Annotated in this window: 20 protein-coding genes; 2 read left to right on the top strand and 18 right to left on the bottom strand. The window is 64.3% G+C overall.

All coding sequences use genetic code 11. The features are described 5' to 3' along the window. Positions 1 to 4: 4 nt before the first annotated feature. The 14 genes from EV560_RS17135 to msrB all read right to left on the bottom strand — a co-directional run bounded on the left by EV560_RS17135 (position 5) and on the right by msrB (position 13758). Positions 5 to 700 carry a GntR family transcriptional regulator gene (locus EV560_RS17135; RefSeq protein ID WP_131857000.1) on the bottom strand — a complete coding sequence of 232 codons (696 nt, stop codon included), beginning with the start codon at positions 698 to 700 and terminating at the stop codon, positions 5 to 7. Between the two features lie 81 nt (positions 701 to 781). Then, positions 782 to 1162, bottom strand: a complete 381-nt coding sequence (hpxZ, locus tag EV560_RS17130) for an oxalurate catabolism protein HpxZ (protein WP_131856999.1) — start codon at positions 1160 to 1162, stop codon at positions 782 to 784. Positions 1163 to 1188: 26 nt separating this feature from the next. After that, positions 1189 to 2886: a dipeptide ABC transporter ATP-binding protein gene (locus EV560_RS17125; protein WP_131856998.1), complete on the bottom strand. Its 1698-nt coding sequence runs from the start codon at positions 2884 to 2886 to the stop codon at positions 1189 to 1191. A 10-nt stretch (positions 2887 to 2896) separates the two neighbouring features. Continuing rightward, the gene (locus EV560_RS17120; RefSeq protein ID WP_465247017.1) at positions 2897 to 3805 is read right to left on the bottom strand and encodes an ABC transporter permease; all 909 of its coding nucleotides are present in this window, start codon (positions 3803 to 3805) and stop codon (positions 2897 to 2899) included. Next, complete coding sequence (locus tag EV560_RS17115) at positions 3805 to 4818, bottom strand: ABC transporter permease (RefSeq protein WP_131856997.1); 1014 nt, start codon at positions 4816 to 4818, stop codon at positions 3805 to 3807. The genes EV560_RS17120 and EV560_RS17115 overlap by 1 nt, the downstream gene beginning before the upstream one ends. A gap of 195 nt (positions 4819 to 5013) precedes the next feature. Next, positions 5014 to 6606, bottom strand: coding sequence for an ABC transporter substrate-binding protein (locus EV560_RS17110; protein WP_131856996.1), 1593 nt, complete (start codon positions 6604 to 6606; stop codon positions 5014 to 5016). Positions 6607 to 6917: 311 nt separating this feature from the next. Then, the gene (locus tag EV560_RS17105; RefSeq protein ID WP_131856995.1) at positions 6918 to 7478 is read right to left on the bottom strand and encodes a PRC-barrel domain-containing protein; all 561 of its coding nucleotides are present in this window, start codon (positions 7476 to 7478) and stop codon (positions 6918 to 6920) included. Positions 7479 to 7527: 49 nt separating this feature from the next. Continuing rightward, complete coding sequence (locus tag EV560_RS17100; protein WP_131856994.1) at positions 7528 to 7863, bottom strand: cytochrome C oxidase subunit IV family protein; 336 nt, start codon at positions 7861 to 7863, stop codon at positions 7528 to 7530. A 9-nt stretch (positions 7864 to 7872) separates the two neighbouring features. Further along, positions 7873 to 8595, bottom strand: coding sequence for a heme-copper oxidase subunit III family protein (locus tag EV560_RS17095; RefSeq protein ID WP_131856993.1), 723 nt, complete (start codon positions 8593 to 8595; stop codon positions 7873 to 7875). Between the two features lie 10 nt (positions 8596 to 8605). Beyond that, positions 8606 to 9325, bottom strand: a complete 720-nt coding sequence (locus EV560_RS17090) for a cytochrome c oxidase subunit 3 (RefSeq protein ID WP_131856992.1) — start codon at positions 9323 to 9325, stop codon at positions 8606 to 8608. 12 nt (positions 9326 to 9337) lie between these two features. Then, positions 9338 to 11098 (bottom strand): cbb3-type cytochrome c oxidase subunit I, encoded by a 1761-nt coding sequence (locus EV560_RS17085; protein WP_131856991.1) that lies wholly within the window; start codon positions 11096 to 11098, stop codon positions 9338 to 9340. 63 nt (positions 11099 to 11161) lie between these two features. Further along, positions 11162 to 11977, bottom strand: a complete 816-nt coding sequence (locus EV560_RS17080) for a cytochrome c oxidase subunit II (RefSeq protein ID WP_131856990.1) — start codon at positions 11975 to 11977, stop codon at positions 11162 to 11164. Positions 11978 to 12781: 804 nt separating this feature from the next. Further along, positions 12782 to 13300, bottom strand: coding sequence for a peptide-methionine (S)-S-oxide reductase MsrA (gene msrA / locus EV560_RS17075; protein WP_131856989.1), 519 nt, complete (start codon positions 13298 to 13300; stop codon positions 12782 to 12784). Further along, positions 13297 to 13758, bottom strand: a complete 462-nt coding sequence (gene msrB, locus EV560_RS17070) for a peptide-methionine (R)-S-oxide reductase MsrB (protein ID WP_131856988.1) — start codon at positions 13756 to 13758, stop codon at positions 13297 to 13299. The genes msrA and msrB overlap by 4 nt, the downstream gene beginning before the upstream one ends. Before the next feature lie 271 nt (positions 13759 to 14029). On the opposite strand from msrB, the gene EV560_RS17065 reads away from it, so the two are divergent. Then, a complete protein-coding gene (locus EV560_RS17065; protein WP_131856987.1) occupies positions 14030 to 14647 on the top strand; it encodes a TetR/AcrR family transcriptional regulator in 618 nt (205 codons plus the stop codon). 79 nt (positions 14648 to 14726) lie between these two features. Next, positions 14727 to 14894 carry a hypothetical protein gene (locus tag EV560_RS35805; protein WP_165923510.1) on the top strand — a complete coding sequence of 56 codons (168 nt, stop codon included), beginning with the start codon at positions 14727 to 14729 and terminating at the stop codon, positions 14892 to 14894. Between the two features lie 72 nt (positions 14895 to 14966). Here EV560_RS35805 and EV560_RS17060 read toward each other — a convergent pair whose 3' ends face one another. The 4 genes from EV560_RS17060 to EV560_RS17045 all read right to left on the bottom strand — a co-directional run bounded on the left by EV560_RS17060 (position 14967) and on the right by EV560_RS17045 (position 20195). After that, on the bottom strand, positions 14967 to 16466 hold the full coding sequence (locus tag EV560_RS17060; protein ID WP_131856986.1) for an argonaute/piwi family protein: 1500 nt from the start codon (positions 16464 to 16466) through the stop codon (positions 14967 to 14969). After that, the gene (locus tag EV560_RS17055; protein ID WP_165923509.1) at positions 16450 to 17775 is read right to left on the bottom strand and encodes a DUF4365 domain-containing protein; all 1326 of its coding nucleotides are present in this window, start codon (positions 17773 to 17775) and stop codon (positions 16450 to 16452) included. The genes EV560_RS17060 and EV560_RS17055 overlap by 17 nt, the downstream gene beginning before the upstream one ends. 106 nt (positions 17776 to 17881) lie before the next feature. Continuing rightward, entirely contained in the window at positions 17882 to 18649 is a 768-nt protein-coding gene (locus EV560_RS17050) for a hypothetical protein (RefSeq protein ID WP_131856984.1), read from the bottom strand. A gap of 79 nt (positions 18650 to 18728) precedes the next feature. Next, positions 18729 to 20195, bottom strand: a complete 1467-nt coding sequence (locus EV560_RS17045) for a deoxyguanosinetriphosphate triphosphohydrolase family protein (RefSeq protein ID WP_165923508.1) — start codon at positions 20193 to 20195, stop codon at positions 18729 to 18731. Positions 20196 to 21002 lie beyond the last annotated feature (807 nt).

The following is a 21002-nucleotide window of genomic DNA, read 5'->3' as shown; positions in this document are numbered from 1 at the left end:
CGCTTCAGCGCGTCTCGGCGTAGGTATGGAAGGCGTCGCGCACGATGCCGATATGGGCGCGCATCGCCTCCGCGGCCGCGTCGCGGTCGCCGCGCAGGATCGCCTGCACGACGAGGTCGTGCTCCTGGTAGGAGCCGCCGAGCCGGCCGGCGGCGCGGAACTGGGCCCGGCGGAAGGGCGCGACGCGGGTGCGCGTCATCAGCGTGATGTCGGCGAGGTAGCTGTTATGCGAGCCGGCATAGATCGCGGTATGGAAGGCTTCGTTCCGCTCGTGATAGCGCAGCGGATCGCCCTGCTGCACCAGCACGCGCAGCTCCTCGTGCAGGGCCTCCAGCGCCCTGCGCTCTCCAATGGTCATGTTGCGGGCGGCCATGCCGGCGCACAGCCCCTCGAGCTCGGCCATCGCCTCGAACATGTCGTCGAGCTGGCGCGGCGTCGGCAGCGCCACCACGGCGCCGCGATGCGGCCTGACGCTGACGAGGCCGGAGGCCGAGAGCTGCCGGATCGCCTCGCGCACCGGGGTGCGCGAGACGCCGAAGCGGCTGGCGAGTTCCTGCTCGTCGAGCGGCGTGCCGGGCTCCAGGGCGCCGGAGACGATCTCGTCGGCGAGCTGGAGGCGCAGGGCCTCGGTGCGGGTCCGCGGCACGGCCTTCGGCCTGGGCGCTCTCGGCGATGCGGAACTGGGGGCGCTGCTCGGCATGGTCCTGGGCGAGGGGGCGGGCGGATCTGCCCGATCCATAGCAGGCGCCGCGGGTCCGGTCATGCCGCGCTGCAAGAAGCGTCACTCCGCGATGAGGCTGACATGCGCCGAGACCACCTTCCAGCCATCGGGGAAGCGCATCCAGGTCTGGCTCTGGCGGCCGACCTTGCCGGGCGCGCTCTCGCGCCGGAACAGCGTGTTGGCGGTCGCGAGGTCGCTGCCATAGGTGGTGATCACCGTGCGGTCGAGCTTGCGCTCGAGCCCGACCGGCGAGCGTGCCGAGCGGAAGGCGGCGATCTCGCCGTAGCCATAGAGATTTTCGGCGATGCCGTAGCGGATCGTATGGGCGCTGTCCCAGAACAGCGCGCCGAGCGTCGCGACATCGTTGCTGGTCAGCGCCTTCTCGTAGGCGGCGAAGGCGGCCTCGACTTCGGCGAGGATTGCGGGATCGTTGACGGTCATCGGCAGGTCCGTGGCAGCCGGCGGCTTCAGGCCGGCGGGTGGGGGATCGCGGTCAGCAATTCCTTGGTGTACTCGGCCTTGGGCGCGCCGAGCACCTCTTCCGCCGTGCCCTCCTCGACGATCCGGCCGCTGCGCATCACCACCACGCGGTCGCAGAGCAGCCTGACCACGTTGAGGTCGTGCGAGACGAAGATATAGCTCATCCCGAGCCGCTGCTTCAGCTCGTCGAGCAGGTTGAGCACCACGGCCTGGACGGAGACGTCGAGCGCGGCCGTCGGCTCGTCGAGGATGACGAGATCGGGCTCGAGCGCGATCGCCCGCGCAATGCCGACGCGCGCCTTCTGCCCGCCCGAGAGCTGGTGCGGAAAACGGTCGAGCAGCTCGACCGGCAGCCCGACGAGCCGCGCCAGCTCCTCGCAGCGCTCCCGCAGTGCGGCGCGGCCCTCGACCGTACCCATGCGCAGGATCGGATCGAGGATGGCGCGCTGCGCCGTGAAGCGCGGGTTGAGGCTGTCGGTCGGGTCCTGGAAGACCATCTGGATGCGCCGCCGGAACGGCGACGCCGCGAAGGTCCTTGCCGGCATCGCGCCGATATCCTGCCCGTCGAAGACGATGCGCCCGCTCGTCGGATCGAGCAGGCGCGTGATCATCATCGAGGTCGTCGATTTGCCGCAGCCGGATTCGCCGACGAGGCCGAGCGTCTCGCCGCGCGCAACCGAGAAGCTGATGCCGTCGACGGCGCGGAAGGCGGGTTTCTCCGGCTCGGCCTTGCCGCGCAGCTTCGCGAGCAGGGCGCCGCCGGCCGGGCGCGGGTATTCCTTGACGAGGTTCTCGACCTGCATCAGCGGCGCGGCGCCCGCCAGCGTGGCCGGCGCTCTCGCCTGCGCGGGCGGCTTCGGCGTGCCCTCCGGCAGCAGGTCGGCCAGCGCCATGCCGAGGCGCGGCGTCGCCTGCATCAGCTTGCGCGTATAGGGATGCTGCGGCGCATGGAAGATCGCGGCGGCCTCGGCCGTCTCCACGACCTTGCCCTTCTCCATCACCACGACCCGGTCGCAATAGGCGGCGGCGAGGCCGAGATCATGGGTGATCAGGATCGTCGACATGCCGCGCTCGCGCGTCAGCTCGACGATCAGGTCCATCACCGCCTTCTGCGTGGTGACGTCGAGCCCGGTCGTCGGCTCGTCGGCGATCAGCAATTGCGGCTGGCAGGCGAGGGCGAGCGCGATAACGACGCGCTGGCACATGCCGCCGGAGAGCTCGAACGGATAGGCGTCGTAACGCTCTTCCGGGCGCGCGATCCTGACCTTCTCCAGGGCCTCGATCGCCTTCTCCTTCGCGGTCGCGGACGTCGCCTGGACATGCTGGAGCAGCACGTCCTCGATCTGCCTGCCGACCTTGCGGATCGGGTTCAGCGCGGCGCGCGGGTTCTGGAAGATCATCGAGATCTCGCGCCCGCGCAGGTCGCGCATCTGCGCCTCGTCGGCGGCGACGAGGTCGACGCCGGAGAAGCTGATCGAGCCTTCCGCCACCTTGCCGGCGCGGTCGAGGATGCGCACCACGGCATAGGAGGTGACCGACTTGCCCGAGCCGGATTCACCGACAATGGCGACGGTCTCGCCCTTGCCGACCTGGATGTCGATCGACTTCACCGCCTGCACCTTGCCGCGGCGCGTGGCGAACTCGACCGTGAGGTTGCTGATGTCGAGCAGGGGCAGGGCGGTCATGCCTTGTTCCTCAGTTGCGACGCTGCGGGTCGACGAGGTCGCGCACGCCGTCGCCGAGCAGGTTGAAGCAGAACACCGCGATCATCAGCGCCAGGCCGGGGAAGAAGGCGATCCACCATTCGCCGGAGACGATGAAGCTCGCGCCTTCGGCGACCATGATGCCCCATTCCGGCGTCGGCGGGCGCACGCCGAGCCCGATGAAGGACAGGCCGGCGGCGTTGAGGATGGCGTAGCCCATGGTCAGCGACATCTGCACCGCCATGATCGGCATGATATTGGGCACGATCTGCGTCAGCAGCAGCCGCCAGTCGGAATTGCCGGAGAGCCTGGCCGCCTGGACGAAGCCGGCCTCGCGCCGCACATTCGCCTCGGCCCGGGCGACGCGGGCATAGAGCGGGAAATTGATGATCGCGGTCGCGATGACGATGTTGGTCACGCTGTTGCCGAGCGCCGCCACGATGCCCATCGCCAGCACGAAGAGCGGGAAGGCCATGATCGTGTCGGCGACGCGCCCGACGAGCTTGTCGACCCAGCCGCCGAAGAAGCCGGCCATCACGCCGGCGAGCCCGCCGAGCAGGAAGACCAGCGCCACCGAGAAGACCGCGATCGCGAAATCGAGCCGTGTCGCGACCAGCACGCGGCTGAAGATGTCGCGGCCGAGCTGGTCGGTGCCGAACCAATGCGCCGCGCTCGGCCCCTGCAGGGCCGAATTGGTGTTGGAGGCGAGCGGATCGTAGGGCGCGACGAGCGGGCCGAACAGGGCCGCGAGCACGATCAGCGCGAACAGGCCGAAGGCGAAGCCGGTGACCGGGTTCTCGGAGACGATATGGCGGGCATGGCTCCACAGGCTGGTCGAGGGCGGCGCCTCGAAGCGCAGGGCCGGTGTCGCCGGGGGCTTGCTCATGTCGTTCATGGACATCAGCCCTCCAGCCTGACGCGGGGATCGATGACGCCGTAGAGAATGTCGATGAGCAGGTTCAGCACGACATACATCACCGCCATGGTCAGCACGAAGCCCTGGATCGGCGCGTAGTCGGAGGCGATCAGCGCCTCGACCGCGTAGGAGCCGATGCCCGGCCAGGCGAAGACCTTCTCGACCAGCACATTGGCGCCGAGCAGGAAGGAGAAGACCATGCCGAGCGTGGTCACGACCGGCAGCATCGCGTTGCGGAAGGCATAGGTGCCGATCACCTTGCCGCTGGACAGGCCGCTGGCGCGGGCCGTGCGCACGAAATCGGCGCCGAGCACGGCGAGCATCGAAGCGCGCGTCATGCGCGTGATCGGCGCCAGCGAGAAGATCGCCAGCGTCACCGCCGGCAGGATGAGCTGGGCGGCGGCGGCCCTGAACGTCTCGAGGTCGCGGGCGATCAGGCTGTCGATCAGCAGGAGGCCGGTGACGCGCGGCGGCTCGGAGAAGAACACGTCGAGCCGCCCGAGCGGGGCAGGCGACCAGCCGAGGATGAAGTAGAAGACATAGACCAGCAGCAGCCCGGTGAAGAACACCGGCAGCGAGACGCCCGCGGTGGCGACGACGCGGCAGAGATGGTCGATCCACGAGCCCTGCCTGACGGCGGCGAGCACGCCGAGCGGCAGCGCGATCGCCATCGAGAGCAGCAATCCGACCAGCGTCAGCTCGGCCGAGGCCGGCAGGCGCTGGGCGAGATCGGCGGTGACCGGCTGCCCCGTCGTCAGCGACTGGCCGAGATCGCCCTTCACCAGCGCCGTGACATAGGAGACGAACTGCACCGGCAGCGGCTGGTCGAGCCCGAGCTTGCTGCGGATCTCGGCGATGGCCTGCGGCGTCGCCGCGGGGCCCGCGAAATAGGCCGCCGTGTCACCCGGCAGCACCCGCGTCAGCAGGAAGGTGACGATGATGACGCCGATCACCGACGGCACCGTCGTCATCAGCCGCGCGCCGATCATGCGGAGCATGATGCTCTTCCTTTCCGGGCGGGATTGTCAGTGCTTGCAGGCCGAGCCGAGAAACGCGCCGTCATCCCGGACAAGCGGCGCAGCCGGGCCGCTCCGGGATACATCGGAAGGCTCCGGCGCCCTGTGATGGATCCCGGAGCTCCGCTGCGCTGCGTCCGGGATGACGGCATGTTTTCGAAGGAGGCCATCGGCCGCTCAGCCCTTCGTCAGGTAGCGGAAGTCCGGCTCGCGGCAGGGCTGGAACTGGTAGCCGCCGATCGATTTCTGCATCGCGACGTCATGCGTCGGCTGCGCGATCGGGACCATCGGCACCTCGCTCTCGACCAGCTTGACGAAGTCGACGACGAGCTTGTCGTAGTCGGCCTTGTCGGCGGTGAAGCGGGCGGCGTCGATCAGCTTGTCCAGCGCCGGGTTCTGGTAATTGGCGATGTTGAAGATCGAATTATTGCCGTGCATCGTCCAGAACAGGTAGTAATCCGGATAGTCGAGCCAGCCCGCGAAGCGGTTCAACGTCATCGGGTTGGTCTTCTTGGCGATCTCGGTGCGGAAATTCGCGCCCGGCACCTTCGAGATCTCGACATTGATGCCGATGGCGCCGAGCGCCTCCTTGATCAGCACCGACATCGGCTCGGCCACGGTGGCGTTGCCGGCATCGAATTGCAGCGTCGTCGCGAAGCCGCCGCCGGCCGCATCGACCAGGGCCTTCGCCTTCTCGAGATTGGTCTTGTAGGAGAAGGGCTGCGGCCAGGCGACCTTGGGCGTCTCCGGTCCGCCGGACATGTCGACGCCGCGGCCGAAGAGCGAGGCCTGGAGCATCTTGTCATAGGGCAGCACCCAGGCGACGGCCTGGCGCAGGCGCACATCCTTGAAGGGCCCGACCTGGCTGTTGAGATAGAGGCCCCAGACGCCGTTCGGGATCGGCACGCCGACGACGTTGATCTTGCCGGCGTCGGCCAGGTCCTTGAAGTCCTTGGGCGGCAGCCCGTAGGAGATGTCGGCATCGCCGCGCTCGATCAGCGCGCGCCGTGTCGAGGGCGAGGCGATGTCGCGGGCGATGATGCGGCGCAGCTTCGGCAGCGGGCCGCAGGCCCATTCGTCATTGCGGACATAGATCGTCTCGACGCCCGGCTTCCAGCTCTCGACCTTGTAGGCGCCCGAGCCGGCGATATTGTTCTTCAGCCATTCCTTGGCATGGGGATCGCCGCCGGAATTCTTGATGGCGAGCTCGGAATCGAAGATGAAGGGGATGGTCACCGCAAGATTGGGCAACGTCATCTTGTCCTTGCGGACGAAATCGACGCGGAAGGTCTTGTCGTCGACCACGACGAACTGCTCGGGCTTCTCCAGCGAGCCGGCATTCATCTGCGTGGTCGCGAAGCCGCCGATGGTGCAGGCGCGGTCGAGCGACCATTTCACGTCCTTGGCCGTGACCGGCCGTCCGGAATGGAACTTGGCGTCGCGCAGCTTGAAGGTGCAGCTCATCCCGTCGGAGGCCACCTGCCAGCTCTCGGCGAGCTCGCCCTCCAGCTGGCCCATCGCGACCTGATGCCCGCCGCCGCCCGGGATCGGCACCGGCTTGAAGCGCAGCAGGCGGTCATAGCAGTTCAGCGCCACGCCATTGACCGGCTGCGAGGCGCCGATGCCCTGCATGTCCAGGCTGTTGGGGCCGTATTCCTGGACCAGCAGCAGCGTTTCGCTGCGGCTGGGAGCTTGCGCGCTCGCGCGCTGCGTCATCAGGAACGGAGCAGCCAGGCCCCCGACGAGAGCCGTGCGACGCGTGATGGCCATGAAATTCTCCCAAGATTGCCGGCGCCTGACGGCGTGTCCGGACCTGTCCTGGGGAAGGCCAATGCAGTTAACGTGCCGGTCGGAAACTGGCGCGAAGGCCAAGGAAAAGCGGGTTTTGGCGCCTGCGCAAAAATGACATGCATACAATTGATGGTCATTCGCACAATTTATAAGCAATTCTAAGATTGCTCATTTGCGGTGCCGTTGCGGATATGGCCGGACGCTTCGCGCCAAGTGCGCGACCCTGGTTCAAGGACTGCGCCCGCAGCAGGCCTGTCGTTCCCCGCGGCCTCGGAGCATCTCCGGATCGATCATTCGGGCGCGTCGTTCCAGTAATCGCTCATGTCCTGCTGGTGTTTCGGGTCCGGCAAGGCGCCCTTGTCGCCGTAGAGGGCCGCAGCGCCCCTGACCTGCGCCTCGGTGATGTCGGTGCGATAGCCCTCGATCTCCTTGTCATAGGCGAGCTTGTCCCAGGGGATCGTGACGTGGTGGCTGCCGATGCCGAGGAATCCGCCGAAGATCACGTCGACGAACAGGACGCGGCCGCTCACCTTCTCGATCAGCAGGCGCTTGATCGTGCCGATCTGCTCGAACTTGCGGTCGTAGACGGCGGTGCCTTCGACGCGATCGCTTGCGATGATCAGGTGGGAGGCCGCCCGCTCGACCGGGCCCCAGAGATAGAAGCCGTTCTCGATGATGCCGGCCGCCACGACCGCCCTGCTGATCGCGGGGGTCCATGTCCCGTCGGGCTGGATCTCCTGCACGAGGGTCCACGGCCCGAGATCCACGGGCAGGCGGGCGCCGGTCGGCTCGTCGGTGAAGCCGCGCAGGTCGGGCGAGTTCGCAGCCTGGAACAGGCGGTAGGTCCTCATGGGCGCCTCCCTTTGCCGGAGCACGGCCTGGCATGCGGCATCCGCAGCGTCATGAGCCGGTCACGAAATAGGCCAGCCGGGTGAAGAGCGTGTAGTTCGCCTCGAAGACCATGATGCCGACGAAGACCAGCAGCGCGAGCGGCGGGGTCAGGATCGCATAGGCCATGGCCAGGCGTTCCCAGGCCATGTGCATGAAGACCGCGACGATCAGGCCCGCCTTGAGCATCATGAACAGCAGGATCAGCGACCAGCGCAGGTAGCCGACGAGGCCGAAATAATCGACCAGGTAGGAGCAGGCGCTGAGGATGAACAGCCAGCCCCAGACCACGAGGTAGAGCCTGATCGGATGCTGCTGCGCGTCGGTATGGGTTTCGGCCTGTGCCATGGCGCCCTCTCACCAGAGATAGAACAGCGCGAAGATGAAGACCCAGACGAGATCGACGAAATGCCAGTAGAGCCCGGTGATCTCGACGATCTCGTAGCGGCCCTTGCGGCTGGTGAAGAAGCCGCGCCGCCCGTCGTCGAAATCGCCGCGCCAGACCTTGCGGGCGATGATGATCAGGACGATCACCCCGATCGTGACATGGGTGCCGTGGAAGCCGGTGATCATGAAGAAGCTGGAGCCGAACTGCTCCGCGCCCCAGGGATTGCCCCAGGGCCGGACGCCTTCGCCGATCAGCTTCGACCATTCGAAGGCCTGCATGCCGACGAAGGTCGCGCCGAGCAGGGCGGTGACGAGCATCAGGACCGCCGTCGTCCGGCGCTCGCGGCGGTAGCCGAAATTGACCGCCATCGCCATCGTGCCGCTGCTGCTGATCAGCACGAAGGTCATGATCGCGATCAGGATCAGCGGCAGGTGGTGGCCGGCGATCTCGAGCGCGAAGACCTCGCTCGGATTGGGCCAGGGCACGGTCGTCGACATCCTCACCGTCATGTAGGAGATCAGGAAGCTGCCGAAGATGAAGGTGTCGCTGAGCAGGAAGATCCACATCATGGCCTTCCCCCAGGAGACGTTCTTGAAGGCCCGCTGATCGGACGACCAATCCGCGACGATGCCGCGCCAGCCGGGCGCATGTCCGACCTTGGCGTTCAGGGTGCTCGGCGCGGCCTCGTTCATCGGTCTCTCCTCACGCGCTCAGTAACCCCCGGCAGATCTCGATCAGATCATCCGTCCAGCGCATCAGCAGGCTGAACAGGACGAGCCAGACCAGCAGCAGGAAGTGCCAGTAGGTGGCGCAGAGCTCGACGCTCAGGGTCAGCCCGCCCATTGCCTTGGGGCTAATCTCCCGGGGGGCGGCGAAGGCCCTGGCGCCGGTGCGGCCGAGCGCCACGAGACCGCCCAGCAGATGCGCGCCGTGGATCGCCGTGACCAGGTAGAAGAAGGCGCTGGCCGGATTGGCCGCGGTGAAATAGCCGGCGGCGGCAAGCTCGCGCCATGCCAGCGCCTGGGTGCTCAGAAAGGCGAGTGAGCACACACCGGCGGCAAGCAGGCTGGAGCGGAGATGGCCGGGCTCGTCGCAGCGCGCGGCGATCACCGCCATGTGCAGCGCGATGCTGGCGAGGACCAGCAGCCCGGTGCTGAACCAGAGCACGGTCGGCATCGGCAGCGCGCGCCAATCCGCCATGCCCATGCGCATCGAATAGGCGCTGACGAGCAGGGCGAAGAGCGAGCTGGCGACGACGAGGAAGGTGCCGAGGCCGAGCTTCGCCGTCGCCGGGGAGGAGGGCTCCACCGCCTCGCCGATCACCCCGACTTCGAGCCAGGGCTTGGCCGCCAGCCCCTGGCGCGAGAGCCACCAGCCGGCGAAGGCTGCGACGATGACCATGAAGACGAGGACCACGCCCATCACGGCCTCTCCTCAGGCGGCCCGCGGAAGCGGCGGCTGGTTCTGCGGCAGGAAATCCTCCGCCGCGCCGGGCACGCTGTAATCATAGGCCCAGCGATAGACCACCGGCAGGGTCTTGCCCCAGTTGCCATGGGCGGGCGGGGTCTGCGGCGTCTGCCATTCCAGCGTGGTCGCGCGCCAGGGATTGCCGCCGGCCGGGCGGCCATGCCTGACGCTCCAGACGAGGTTGAACAGGAAGGCGAGCTGGGCGGCGCCGACGACCAGGGCGACGATGGTGATGAACTCGTTCAGCGTCACCACCGAGGACGGGACGAAGGCCATCCCGCCGATCTCGTGATAGCGGCGGGGCACCCCCATCAGCCCGATATAGTGCATCGGGAAGAAGATCAGGTAGGCGCCGAGGAAGGTGACCCAGAAATGCAGCTTGCCGAGCGTGTCGTCGAGCATCCGGCCGGTGACCTTCGGATACCAGTGATAGATCGCCCCGAAGACCACGAGGATCGGCGCGACGCCCATCACCATGTGGAAATGGGCGACGACGAACATCGTGTCGGAGAGCGGCACGTCGACGACGACATTGCCGAGGAACAGGCCGGTGAGCCCGCCATTGACGAAGGTGACGATGAAGCCGAGCGCGAACAGCATCGGCACGGTGAAGTGGATGTCGCCGCGCCAGAGCGTCAGCACCCAGTTATAGACCTTGATCGCGGTCGGGATGGCGATGATCAGCGTGGTGGTGGCGAAGAAGAATCCGAAGGCCGGGTGCATGCCGCTGACATACATGTGGTGCGCCCAGACGACGAAGCTGAGCGCGCCGATCGCCACCAGCGCCCAGACCATCATCCGGTAGCCGAAGATGTTCTTGCGCGCATGGGTGCTGATCAGGTCGGAGACGATGCCGAAGGCCGGCAGCGCGACGATGTAGACTTCCGGGTGGCCGAAGAACCAGAACAGGTGCTGGAACAGGATCGGGCTGCCGCCCTTGTAGGCCAGCTGCTCGCCCATCGCGACGATGGCCGGCATGAAGAAGCTCGTGCCGATCAGCCGGTCGAGCAGCATCATCACCGCGCCGACGAAGAGCGCCGGGAAGGCGAGCAGCGCCATCACCGTCGCCGTGAAGATGCCCCAGACCGTCAGGGGCATGCGCATCAGCGTCATGCCCCTGGTGCGCCCTTGCAGCACCGTCACCACGTAGTTCAGCCCGCCCATGGTGAAGCCGATGATGAAGAGGATCAGCGAGACGAGCATCACGACGATGCCCCGTTGCTGGCCGGGCGTATTGGCGAGGATGGATTGCGGCGGATAGAGCGTCCAGCCCGCGCCCGTCGGGCCGCCCGGCAGGAAGAAGCCGGCGACGAGGACCAGCACCGCGAGCAGGTAGATCCAGAAGCTCAGCATGTTGACATAGGGGAACACCATGTCGCGCGCGCCGAGCATCAGCGGGATCAGGTAGTTGCCGAAACCGCCGAGGAAGAGCGCGGTCAGCAGGTAGATCACCATGATCATCCCGTGCATGGTGATGAACTGGTAGTAGCGCTCCGGGTCGATGAAGGAGAACGTCCCGGGAAAGCCGAGCTGCAGCCGCATCAGCCAGGACAGGACCAGGGCGACCAGCCCGATCGACAGCGCCACCGTGGAATACTGGATGGCGATGATCTTGGCGTCCTGGGAGAAGACATATTTCGTGATCCAGCTCTTCGGATGATAGAGCTCGACATCCTCGACTTCGGCCGCCGATAGCGGTCCGGCGGCGCCGTGCGTCACGTCGACCATTGGACCATCTCCCACTCCCGCAGGGCGATGCCCCAGGCTCCGGGGCGTGCCCGATATCTGTCCCTAATTCTTCGCCTCCGCCCTCGCGGGTGCCTGGAGCTGGGCGAAAGTCTTCTGTTGCTGCAGCCAGGCCTGGTACGCCCCCTCCGGCTCGACCACGACATTGCCGCGCATGAAGGTGTGGCCGGTGCCGCAGAGCTCGGCGCAGAGCACGTCGAACGTGCCGGCCAGGGTCGGCGTGAACCAGTAATAGGTGACGCTGCCGGGGATCATGTCCATCTTGGCGCGGAATTCCGGCACGTAAAAATCATGCACGGTGTCGACCGCGCGCAGCAGCATCTTCACGGGCTTGCCGAGCTGGAGGTGCAGGTTGTCGCCCTGGATGACGACATCGTCCTGCCCGTGCGGATCCTTCGGATCGACGCCCAGCGGGTTCTCCGCGGAGATATGGGCAACATCGGACGCTCCGAGCTTTCCGTCCGCGCCAGGCAGCCGGTAGGCCCATTGCCATTGCTGGCCGATGACCTCGACCGTGCCGGCGTCCTTCGGCACCGTGACGAACCGGTGCCAGACGACGAGGCCGGGCGCGAGCATGGCGGCGACGCCGATGCCGGTGCCGATGGCGAGCCACCATTCGAGCCGCTTGTTCTCGGGCTCGTAGGCGGCGCGGTTGCCGTCGCGATGACGGAAGCGGAAGGCGCAATAGGCCATGAACAGCACGACGGCCGCGAAGACCGCGCCGGTGATCCAGAAGGTGACGATGATGGTGTCGTCGATATAGCGCCAGTTGGACGCGATCGGCGTCCACCACCACGGGCTCAGGAAGTGGAACACCACCGAGCCGATCACGATCAAAGCCAGGACGACTGCGATACCCATCCCTTTCATCCTCGCCGGGGGCGGCAACGAACGGGAGCCAGGCCATGTCACGGCGCAATCAGCGCGCCGCGGCGCTACGTCAACATGCTCACTTTCACCATGATGACTGTGCGGGGGCCCGAAACGGCACGGGCCCGTTGCTTAAAACGATCCAGAGCATTTTCAAGCGAAGTGGACACCGGTTCGCGTGAAGAAAATGCGATAAAACAAAGGGATCGCGAATTTTCGCGTTTCGGAGAAGCGCGGAAATACGCGAGGCTGACGATGTCGCTGACGGCACGCGGCTCGCGCGCGGCGCGGGCTCGGGTGAGCGCACCTTGGGGCTGCAAGTCTTGCGTCCTGTTCGCCATTGCCGAACCTTTGGTTCGCCTCGACGATCACGCCTCGCGCAGACAACTCTCAGCCGGACTGCAGGATATGCGGGCCTGCAGCCCATAGTCGGCGAATATTGTCAGTCTGCGTGGGGAAGTTGTCAATCGATCGCGCAGCACGGTCCGGTGTGGCCGCGGCTGCAAGCGGGCGCCCGCCAGGACGCGCCCGCCGAGATCGGCCGGCATCACGGGGCAACGCCATCCCTCGCGCGCCTGCATCATGGACAAGGACAGGGAAGGGGCCGGGCTGCCCCGACCCCTTCCCATCGGTCCGTCCACCGTTCCAGTGTTTGCCAGAGCATTTTCGAGCGAAGCGGGTACCGGTTCGCATGAAGAACATGCCTGGAAACAAAGGGATGGAGAGTTTTCTCGATTCTGTTTCAGAGAAGCGCGAACGACGTTCGCGCTCCTCGTTGTCACATCGGCAAATGCCCTAGGCGGCTGCGTCGCTGCGGCGCGGCAGCTTCCAGTTCGGCCGGGCGAAGTGGCAGGTATAGCCGTTCGGGATGCGCTCCAGATAATCCTGGTGCTCCGGCTCGGCCTCCCAGAAATCCGAGATCGGCACGAGCTCGGTGACGACCTTGCCCGGCCACAGGCCCGACGCATTGACATCGGCGATCGTGTCCTCGGCCACCTTCCGCTGCTCCTCCGAGCCGTAGAAGATCATCGAGCGATAGCTCAGGCCGATATCATTGCCCTGCCGGTTCTTCGTCGTCGGATCGTGGATCTGGAAGAACAGCTCCAGCAGCTCGCGGAAGCTCGTCTTCGCCGGATCGAAGACGATCTCGATCGCCTCGGCATGCGTGCCGTGGTTGCGATAGGTCGCATTCGGCACGTCGCCGCCGGAATAGCCGACACGCGTGGAAACGACCCCGGGGTGGCGCCGGATCAGATCCTGCATTCCCCAGAAGCAGCCACCAGCCAGGACGGCGCGCTCAGTTGCAGCAGTCATGCGTCTTCTCCTTCCCTTGCGAAAAGCCTCTCGAACTCGCCATAGCCCTCGCTCGCCAGGTCGTCACGACGGACGAAGCGCAGCGAGGCCGAGTTGATGCAGTAGCGTAACCCGCCTGCCTCGCGCGGCCCATCCGGGAAGACATGCCCAAGATGGCTGTCGCCATGCGTCGAGCGGACCTCGGTCCGGACCATGCCATGACTGATGTCGCGGTTCTCCACGACATTGTCGGCATCGACAGGCCTGGTGAAGCTGGGCCAGCCGCTGCCGCTGTCGAACTTGTCGACCGAGGCGAAAAGCGGCTCGCCCGAGACGAGATCGACATAGAGCCCGGGCTCCTTGTTGTCCCAATATTCATTGCCGAAGGGCCGCTCCGTCCCGTCCGTCTGCGTCACCCGGTACTGCTCCGGCGTCAGCTGGGACAGGGCGTCGGGGTTCTTGCGATAGGTCTTGGTCATCGGTTCCCTCCAGTGAAAATAGGGCGCATCCGCGCGGCGGCAATGTGGCTCCGCTCCGGGATGGCCGTGACCCCGCTGGGGCACTCCGTAGAATCGATACTGATCTGTAGCGTCGCCGGGATATGGGGTGGCCGGCCTGAGAGTGGGAGGGTGGCCGCTATGCATTCGGGAAACGCGCCATTTGCAGGAATGCCGGTGGGCGGCGCGCCTTGCGGTCGATTCAAGGCATGCTACATGACGATACAAATCTGTATCTGTCCTGGAGGCGCCGATGCGCCGCGCTGACATCCGGCTTCACCTGATCGAGACCGCGCTCCGGCTCTTTAACGAGAGCGGCTATCACGCGACCGGCGTCGACCTGATCATCGCCGAGGCCGGGGTGGCCAAGACGACGCTCTACCGGTATTTCCAGACCAAGGAGGATCTGATCCTGGCCGCGCTCGCGCGGCGCGACGAGGACGAGCGCGCGGCGATGCGGGAATTCGTCGAGCAGCGCAGCAGCGATCCGGCGGCACGCCTGCTGGCGACCTTCGATTTCCTCGAGGTCCTGGTTCGCGAGGAGCGCTTTCGCGGCTGTTTCTTCGTGAGCGCGGCGGGCGAGCACAAGGACGAGGCCGATCCGATCTTCCGCGCCGCCTTCCTGCACAAGCGCCTCGTGCTCGCCTATTTCGAGGAACTCGCCCATGCGGCCCGGCTCGCCGAGCCGAAGCGCGTCGCCGCCGAGCTCAACCTGCTGCACGAGGGCGCGCTCGCGGTTGCCCAGATGACCCGCACGAGCGAGCCCGTGGCGCAGGCGAGGGGCATGGCGGAGCGGCTGCTGGCGGCGGAGGCGCGCAAGTCCGGAGAGCCACGACGGTCAGGCGCCAAGCCGGTTCAAGCGCTGAGCTGATCCCTAATTGGCAAGTGCGCTTTCCGGTCGCGGCGAAAACTGCGTTGGCGATGACAAGCGCGACCGGCGGCAGGCCAGATTGGAGAGAGCAAGGGCAGAGCGAGAGGCTTCCGCGGCCCATGCCGAGGCCCAGCGGGTCGAAGTCGAGACCCGCGCCAAGGCGGCCCGGGCCGAGCGGACCGAGCTGCTGGAGAAGATCCGGGATCTGATCCGCACGAAGGCGCTCGCCTGCATCGGCTGGGGGTAGGGAATTCGATCGCCGCGATACAAGGTGATTCAATATCACGCCCCTATCCGATGCACGACCACAGTGGTCCTGTTACATGTAGAAGCGATATCTCGGGTCTGGAGTAATACCTTCGGGCATGTGTCGAAGGATTTCACCAACCTGTCGGGCGGCCCGCATCGTGATGGGCAAGCCGCCATCGAACTGGGTATTATTCCAGTTCATCTTTGTAAGGGCCAGCGTTTCTCTTAGCAACTCTTCCCACTCCGTCTCGTCCCGTCGATGCGCCTTCAGCAACAGAGGATTAGGGACATAGAGGCCGGGATACGTGGCGAAGAAATCGACACTGCCACGAGTGTAGAGAAGCGCTGAAGACTTATCGAGCCGCATGGAGGTGCCCCTCAGAGGCGGGTAGTCACCGTCCCGAAGCAGGCGCACGTTCGATTTGCGAGGCAGCCAAAGTAGATCAGCTTGTTCGATGCCAAGCTCGTCCAGCGCCGCGTTGAACCCAGCAAGCTCCTCCGGGTGGTAAGGGGAGCTCTTGTGGATCACGAGCCTGGCGGGATAAGTCCGCCACTCCTTCTTGTAAGTGGTTAAGGACGTCTTGGTTAGGGTGTAGGCATCCTCTTCTGACAAGTAGGGGTGTCGATCCGTCTTGTCTCGAAGCGCCCGGCCGCCCTTGAGGATTAGCCCTTCGCCCCGTTCGTCGAAGAGTTGCGCCGAGCTCGTCCGCAGCGCGGTCCGACCTAGATCCTCGAAAAAAGAGATCCCGAGATAGGTTGTCAGCAAGGGAGCCCGGTCACGGATCATCCGCCAAGGCGTGCCACCGGCCTTGTAGTAGAGCGCGCAGAAGAAATTCCAGGCTCTGGTGGCCTCGTCCTGCACGCGTCTCTCCGAGAGCTTGGCCAGCTTCCGCCTTATGACCGCACGATCGTCGAAAGTCGTCGGCCAGACGATTTGTATAGGGATCTTGTTCGTTAGCGTCGCCGCCTTCAACGCACCTCTGAAATCCTTGTAAAGCCTATCGTCCGGATCGTCCTCGTCTTCGCCAAGGGCGTCCTGATCCTTCTCGGCCTCCGTTTCCAGGACAGTGGGCCGCAGGTTCTTAACGCGCTCTATGATCTCGATCGGAAGCGCGCAAACGATGACCTCGGGCGGCCGATCCAGTTCGGCGAGGTCTCGGACCTCCTGCTCGAAAAGCGCGACGGCGAGGCCAATGGCGTCGCCATCATCGAGTTCCCCTGTCACCTTGGAAATGTCCGCCTGTCGCAGGACGCGTTGGTGCTGCCGGTCTATCTCGAACCAGCATCGGAACGGTCCCGTGAGGCCGTTACCCGGAAACGCCGGAAAGAGGTTTGGCTGCCTACTCTGCTTGGCTGGTACCTCCGACCTGCATCGTTCGCACCACTCGCGGAAGCCATCGACCGTCTCGGACGAACCGATGAGGCCGATGCGCACAGTCTTGGTGCGATCCATTGTGAAGTCGACGGGCCCGTGCTCCATCAGCCCGAACCGCACGTCGGGATGGCGACCGTCTCCGCCGAACTCGAGAAGCGGCTCGTGGATGTGACGAAGGCTAAAGGTCGAGCTCACTCTGACCGGCCCTCCTTGCTTTGCTCATCTCGGGATCCTCGCGATTGGACCAAAGCTCGTCTGGCACGCCGTACGCATGGGGAAGTGGCGCGAGCGCCTCGAAGCTCAGGAACGGGTACTCGTCGTGAAGGAGGTCTCCGCTCTCCGTCAGCAAGGCCCGCCACATCCTGACGTGGCCGCGAACATTGGAATTGCGCTCGATCTCCTTGATACGCTTTAGATAGTCAGACCCGTACGGGCTCTCGTTGAAGCCATCGCGCGTGAAGTGGTAGGTCGGCTCCACGGCGAGGAACCATTCACCGTCTAGCTCCAGGAAGCGGGGGACGAACGCGGCGTGCCTCACGTATGAAGCGCCGTCCTTGGTCTTGTTCAAGCCATGGAGGGAAACCACCGTCTTCTTCCCTTCCCCACGGCCATCCTTGAACGTGTAGACGCGCTTGCCTCGCTTCTGCGGGTTGCTTTTGAAATAGTGATACCTCCGACCTTGATCGAACATCAGCCGCTCGCGAAGCCGTTCACCCAGGCATAGCGAAAGAAGCCTCACGAACAGGCGTTTCGTCACCTCGTTTTCCGAGGTGACCCAATCGTGAGTCTCGATCTGGTCGATACTGCCGCGATCACAAGCCCTTGCGAACAGCGGGTCGTCTAAGTCCCGAAACGCCACGATGCGACCATCGTGATAGACCCAGTCGATCGGCGGCCGATCGCGAACCTCCTTTAGCGCGGGGCTTATTTGCGCCGGAACCAGTTCGGTGCTGGCGATGTTGAGGCGGTACGGGTAACTCGCTCGCAGCAGGTTGATCTCCAACTCCTCCTCTACCCGCATCGACGGGGTGACCGCTCCCGGTCGGGCGAAGCGGGCCACCAAGTCCGCGAGCTTCGAGGCCGAGCCCGACGTGAGCTCGTCCTCGCCGCGCACGAAGGTTACCTTGCGTGCGCGCTTGCGTTCGGGATCCTGGAAATAGGTTTGGATGGACTTCCAGCAGATCAGTTCGGTCGTCGGTTGCACGACGACTAGGATCACGGGAACAGACGCATTGTACCAATGTTCGAGATCTCGTGCTTCGGGGCGATATGTGAAAGTTTCGCCATTGTCCTCCGCCAATGTGCTCACCGTCTTGAGCTGCGCCGCGACGAATTGCGCCCGTACCTCGCCGGTCTCGGGATCACGGAGCTCGATGAAGCCATCAATGCCGGTGTCCATCGTTCCCGAAATGGGGTGAAATACCAATCCGCTGTCGGCCACGCGAGCAGCGAAACGACTGACCCCCGCATCGCCGAGCAGTTGGTTTTTGTGCAGCTTCTTCACAGCCGAACCGCATCTTTCGAAGGAACAACCACCTCGAAGAGTACTCGAACCGCGTGTGTCGTGCAGTGAGAGCGACTGTCTTTCAACCGGCTTATGTTGTCGCCTTTCAATCCAATGCCGGAGCTATCGGTGCTGTATAGCCGAAGTAGCGTTGGTGCGGCTTCTTTCGCTTTAAGTCCCGGGCGTTATCGGGCTCCCACACACCGGGCAGAGGGAGCTGCGTCGCGTAGAAAGTAGCCAAACCGCGGCGCTCTTCCCGCCCAAGTAGAAGTCGCTTGAGGTTACTGGCCGTTGCGGATCTCGCGATCAGCGCATCCGAATAGAGTTCGCGGTCTACGAGTGCAATCTGCTCGAAACGCTCTTCGTCTAGGTGATCCGTAATAAAAGTAGTCAGGCGCGGGCCAGCTTCGAAATCCCAAAGCAGCATTCGTCGGATTGCCCGAATGAGGTTGCCGTTGATTGAGGGGTTCGGAAGTAGATTGATCTCAATGACCTTGCAGCGTATCTGATCGAGGTAGTCATCCCGGCAGAACACACGGCGCGCATCAAGATCGTAAATGACGGCGTCGCAGTCGAAGAAGGTGCACTTCGTTACGTCCTCAAGGCTGTCGACGGACGCGTGCCCATGCCGCGATCCCCAGGTCGACCGCAACGCCCAGAAATCGATTTTCCAAGAGCCGGTAGTGAGGGAATAGCCGCCGAAACGATTTCGCTCCGCCTGCCTTTCGCGCGCGAATGAATCTACCGCTTCGGGTGTAGCGTCGATCACGAGATCCACGTCAGAGCCGAAACCGCCACGGCCCCGCCGGGCGAAATCTCGAACCATTCCGCCGATCACTGCCGTCCGGCCAAGCGTCATGAAGTCCTCACGCAACGATCGCCTCAGAGCTATCGAGCGAGGCCGCGGGCTGTCCCAGATAAAGCGGTCGAGCCGCTTCTTCAGGACGCTCTTGTCAGTCGCTACGGACATCGGGCACCTGTTGGATCTTCTCCCATAACTTGATAGCGAAGGTATCGGTCATGCCCGAGACCATATCGGTCAGTAGTCTCAGTTCCCGGTATCGCAACCCTCCCTCCTCACCAAGCGGCTTTGCCGCAAGCACGGCATCCTCGACGTAGTTGGGGCTGATCAGGGACCGCCCGTACTTCCCTCTAGCCGAAATCGGAGCCGACATCATGTCGTCCGGATCCTCCCGATCGGATATAGCGCCCCAGAAAAAGGTCATCAGTTCATCGATCGCGGCAGCGCCGAAAGCCTCCATCCGCAGCACGGAGGAGTTCGAGAACGCATACTGGTTGGCGATGCGTTTTAGGGCTTTGCAGAGCACGCTGTGATCCATTAACGGCTGCTCGTGGCTCAATGCGTTGATCGCTTCGCAGTTCGCCACGTAGGCTGAACTCGCTTCCTTGATCAGAGCCTCGATCAGGATCGCCCTGAGGTAGCCGATTTTGATATCGCGGACGACTTCGGTCCTTCGGGCGCTGGCATTGACCTTGTCGAACGACATCTGGATCCGACCGATCGCGGAAATGCCACCGAGCTTCGGGTCGGACTTCAGGATGGCATGGACGTCGTCCGGGGAAACGATCCCCTTCTTCATCACGTCGTCCACGTCGAGGACGGAATAGGCGATGTCGTCGCACGCTTCCATGATCCATGTCAGCGGATGACGCTGCCCCTCAGCGAGGCCCGTCGCGCCGCGAACCCAGTTCACGATCTCAATCTCGGAGTGGAAGTAACCAACCTTCTTCCGGATCGGGCGCGACTTGTCGCGGCCGGAGGCCGACACTGGGTACTTAAGGGATGCGGCTAGTGTCGCCGCCGTCAGGTTCAATCCAACATTCGACACTGAGGTCTGCAGTTTGGTGATAAGGCGTAGCGACTGGGGATTGCCGTCGAAAGACAGGAACTCGTTCCGCAGTGCAACCGGAACGGAAATGGGCAACCCCGAACCGTTCTCGCGCGCATTCGCGAAAATCCATGGGTCGCGCTTACGGAACCAGTTGGACATCGCGGTCTCCCCCTGATGTCCGAATGGCGGGTTTCCAAGATCGTGCGCCAAGCCGATGGCCGACAAAATCGGTTGGATGACTTCGTGCAGGTCGGCGTCACCGAAGATACCCGGCGAGATTGCGGCGACCCGCGACCCTATTGAACGAGCCAAGTTAGCCACTTCGTGCGAGTGTGTCAGGCGCGTCCTGACGCCATCGTTCTCGTCCATTGGCCAAACTTGAGTCTTGTCCGAAAGTCTGCGCACGGGCGTACTGAATAGCAGCCGGTCGTAGTCCTGCTGGAACCGCGAGCGCCAGCCTTCGGGATCCGGCTCGTCCGCGTCGGCATCCTTAGCAGGCGCATTCTCGAGGCGAGGCTTCAGTCCGAGCCACTCGTCCAGTCGCTCCGAACACCAAAGATCACCCATTTCAATCGCCTCCAAGGGAGGCATATCTCTTAATCGACTGACGATCACCGCTCTGCAGTGACAAATCCCCAGCCGAATCGCAATCGAGCCCCCAGAAGATTCTGATTTCGGAGCGAGCAGGGATCAAGGAAAAACAGTATTTCGACTACTAGCGACGCCGTCCCCTAGGCCGACGCCCCCAGAGTCTGGAAAGAGCCAAATTGCGACGTGGATACAAGCGATTGCCCTTAGGGGACTCTCAATTCCAGCGCAATGCTGGGATGCACAAGTACATTGATGCCGGTAGCCTGACTGTGTCCTCAGCGGATGCGGCTTTCTAGAGACCGAGACGGCAAAGGGATAACGTCTCTATCAGAACGGGCCGATCAAGCGCCAAAAGGGGAGATTTCATATCCCGTACAGCGTTTAGGTCGCCGGAATTCACACTGATCCACAACCCGAACGAGCTGCTTGCAGGCGATTCCGGTGGCTGCTATCCCAATATGCAACATGGTTATTTGCGCCCGGTCGAGAGGTCGGGCGTTTTTGATTCCGGGGCGATATCCCGCTGGCAGGGCAAGATCTCAGCACCTTGAGGCGTACCGGCAGAGGAGGGCGAAGACCTCTTGAGGCCGGGCGTGATGCGAGGCTGGCCCGCTGATATGCGTCGCGGGTGCTGACGACCGGCCCAGCCAAGCCTTCCGAGCGAATGCGCGACATACAGTAGGGCTCGGCTCGTGTCTGGCACGGTCTTGTCGATTCTCGCATCAAGGAAGTCTCGTCGCTCGTCACCTCAACGGTGCTTGTCGAGCTCAATGAGCGCGTCAT

The sequence above is a fragment of the Allobosea sp. BK604 genome, assembly GCF_004341515.1.
Taxonomy (GTDB): domain Bacteria; phylum Pseudomonadota; class Alphaproteobacteria; order Rhizobiales; family Beijerinckiaceae; genus Allobosea.
This window is presented reverse-complemented; position numbering and strand designations above follow the sequence as displayed.

Coding starts and splice junctions, on each gene's coding strand:
- EV560_RS17110 (WP_131856996.1), bottom strand. CDS start 6,606: ATGGCCATCACGCGTCGCACGGCTCTCGTCGGGGGCCTGGCTGCTCCG.
- EV560_RS17065 (WP_131856987.1), top strand. CDS start 14,030: ATGCGCCGCGCTGACATCCGGCTTCACCTGATCGAGACCGCGCTCCGG.
- EV560_RS17125 (WP_131856998.1), bottom strand. CDS start 2,886: ATGACCGCCCTGCCCCTGCTCGACATCAGCAACCTCACGGTCGAGTTC.
- EV560_RS17080 (WP_131856990.1), bottom strand. CDS start 11,977: ATGGGTATCGCAGTCGTCCTGGCTTTGATCGTGATCGGCTCGGTGGTG.
- EV560_RS17090 (WP_131856992.1), bottom strand. CDS start 9,325: ATGGGCGTGGTCCTCGTCTTCATGGTCATCGTCGCAGCCTTCGCCGGC.
- EV560_RS17045 (WP_165923508.1), bottom strand. CDS start 20,195: ATGGGTGATCTTTGGTGTTCGGAGCGACTGGACGAGTGGCTCGGACTG.
- msrA (WP_131856989.1), bottom strand. CDS start 13,300: ATGACTGCTGCAACTGAGCGCGCCGTCCTGGCTGGTGGCTGCTTCTGG.
- EV560_RS17095 (WP_131856993.1), bottom strand. CDS start 8,595: ATGAACGAGGCCGCGCCGAGCACCCTGAACGCCAAGGTCGGACATGCG.
- EV560_RS17115 (WP_131856997.1), bottom strand. CDS start 4,818: ATGCTCCGCATGATCGGCGCGCGGCTGATGACGACGGTGCCGTCGGTG.
- msrB (WP_131856988.1), bottom strand. CDS start 13,758: ATGACCAAGACCTATCGCAAGAACCCCGACGCCCTGTCCCAGCTGACG.
- EV560_RS17120 (WP_465247017.1), bottom strand. CDS start 3,805: ATGTCCATGAACGACATGAGCAAGCCCCCGGCGACACCGGCCCTGCGC.
- EV560_RS17135 (WP_131857000.1), bottom strand. CDS start 700: ATGCCGAGCAGCGCCCCCAGTTCCGCATCGCCGAGAGCGCCCAGGCCG.
- EV560_RS17085 (WP_131856991.1), bottom strand. CDS start 11,098: ATGGTCGACGTGACGCACGGCGCCGCCGGACCGCTATCGGCGGCCGAA.
- EV560_RS17100 (WP_131856994.1), bottom strand. CDS start 7,863: ATGGCACAGGCCGAAACCCATACCGACGCGCAGCAGCATCCGATCAGG.
- hpxZ (WP_131856999.1), bottom strand. CDS start 1,162: ATGACCGTCAACGATCCCGCAATCCTCGCCGAAGTCGAGGCCGCCTTC.
- EV560_RS17105 (WP_131856995.1), bottom strand. CDS start 7,478: ATGAGGACCTACCGCCTGTTCCAGGCTGCGAACTCGCCCGACCTGCGC.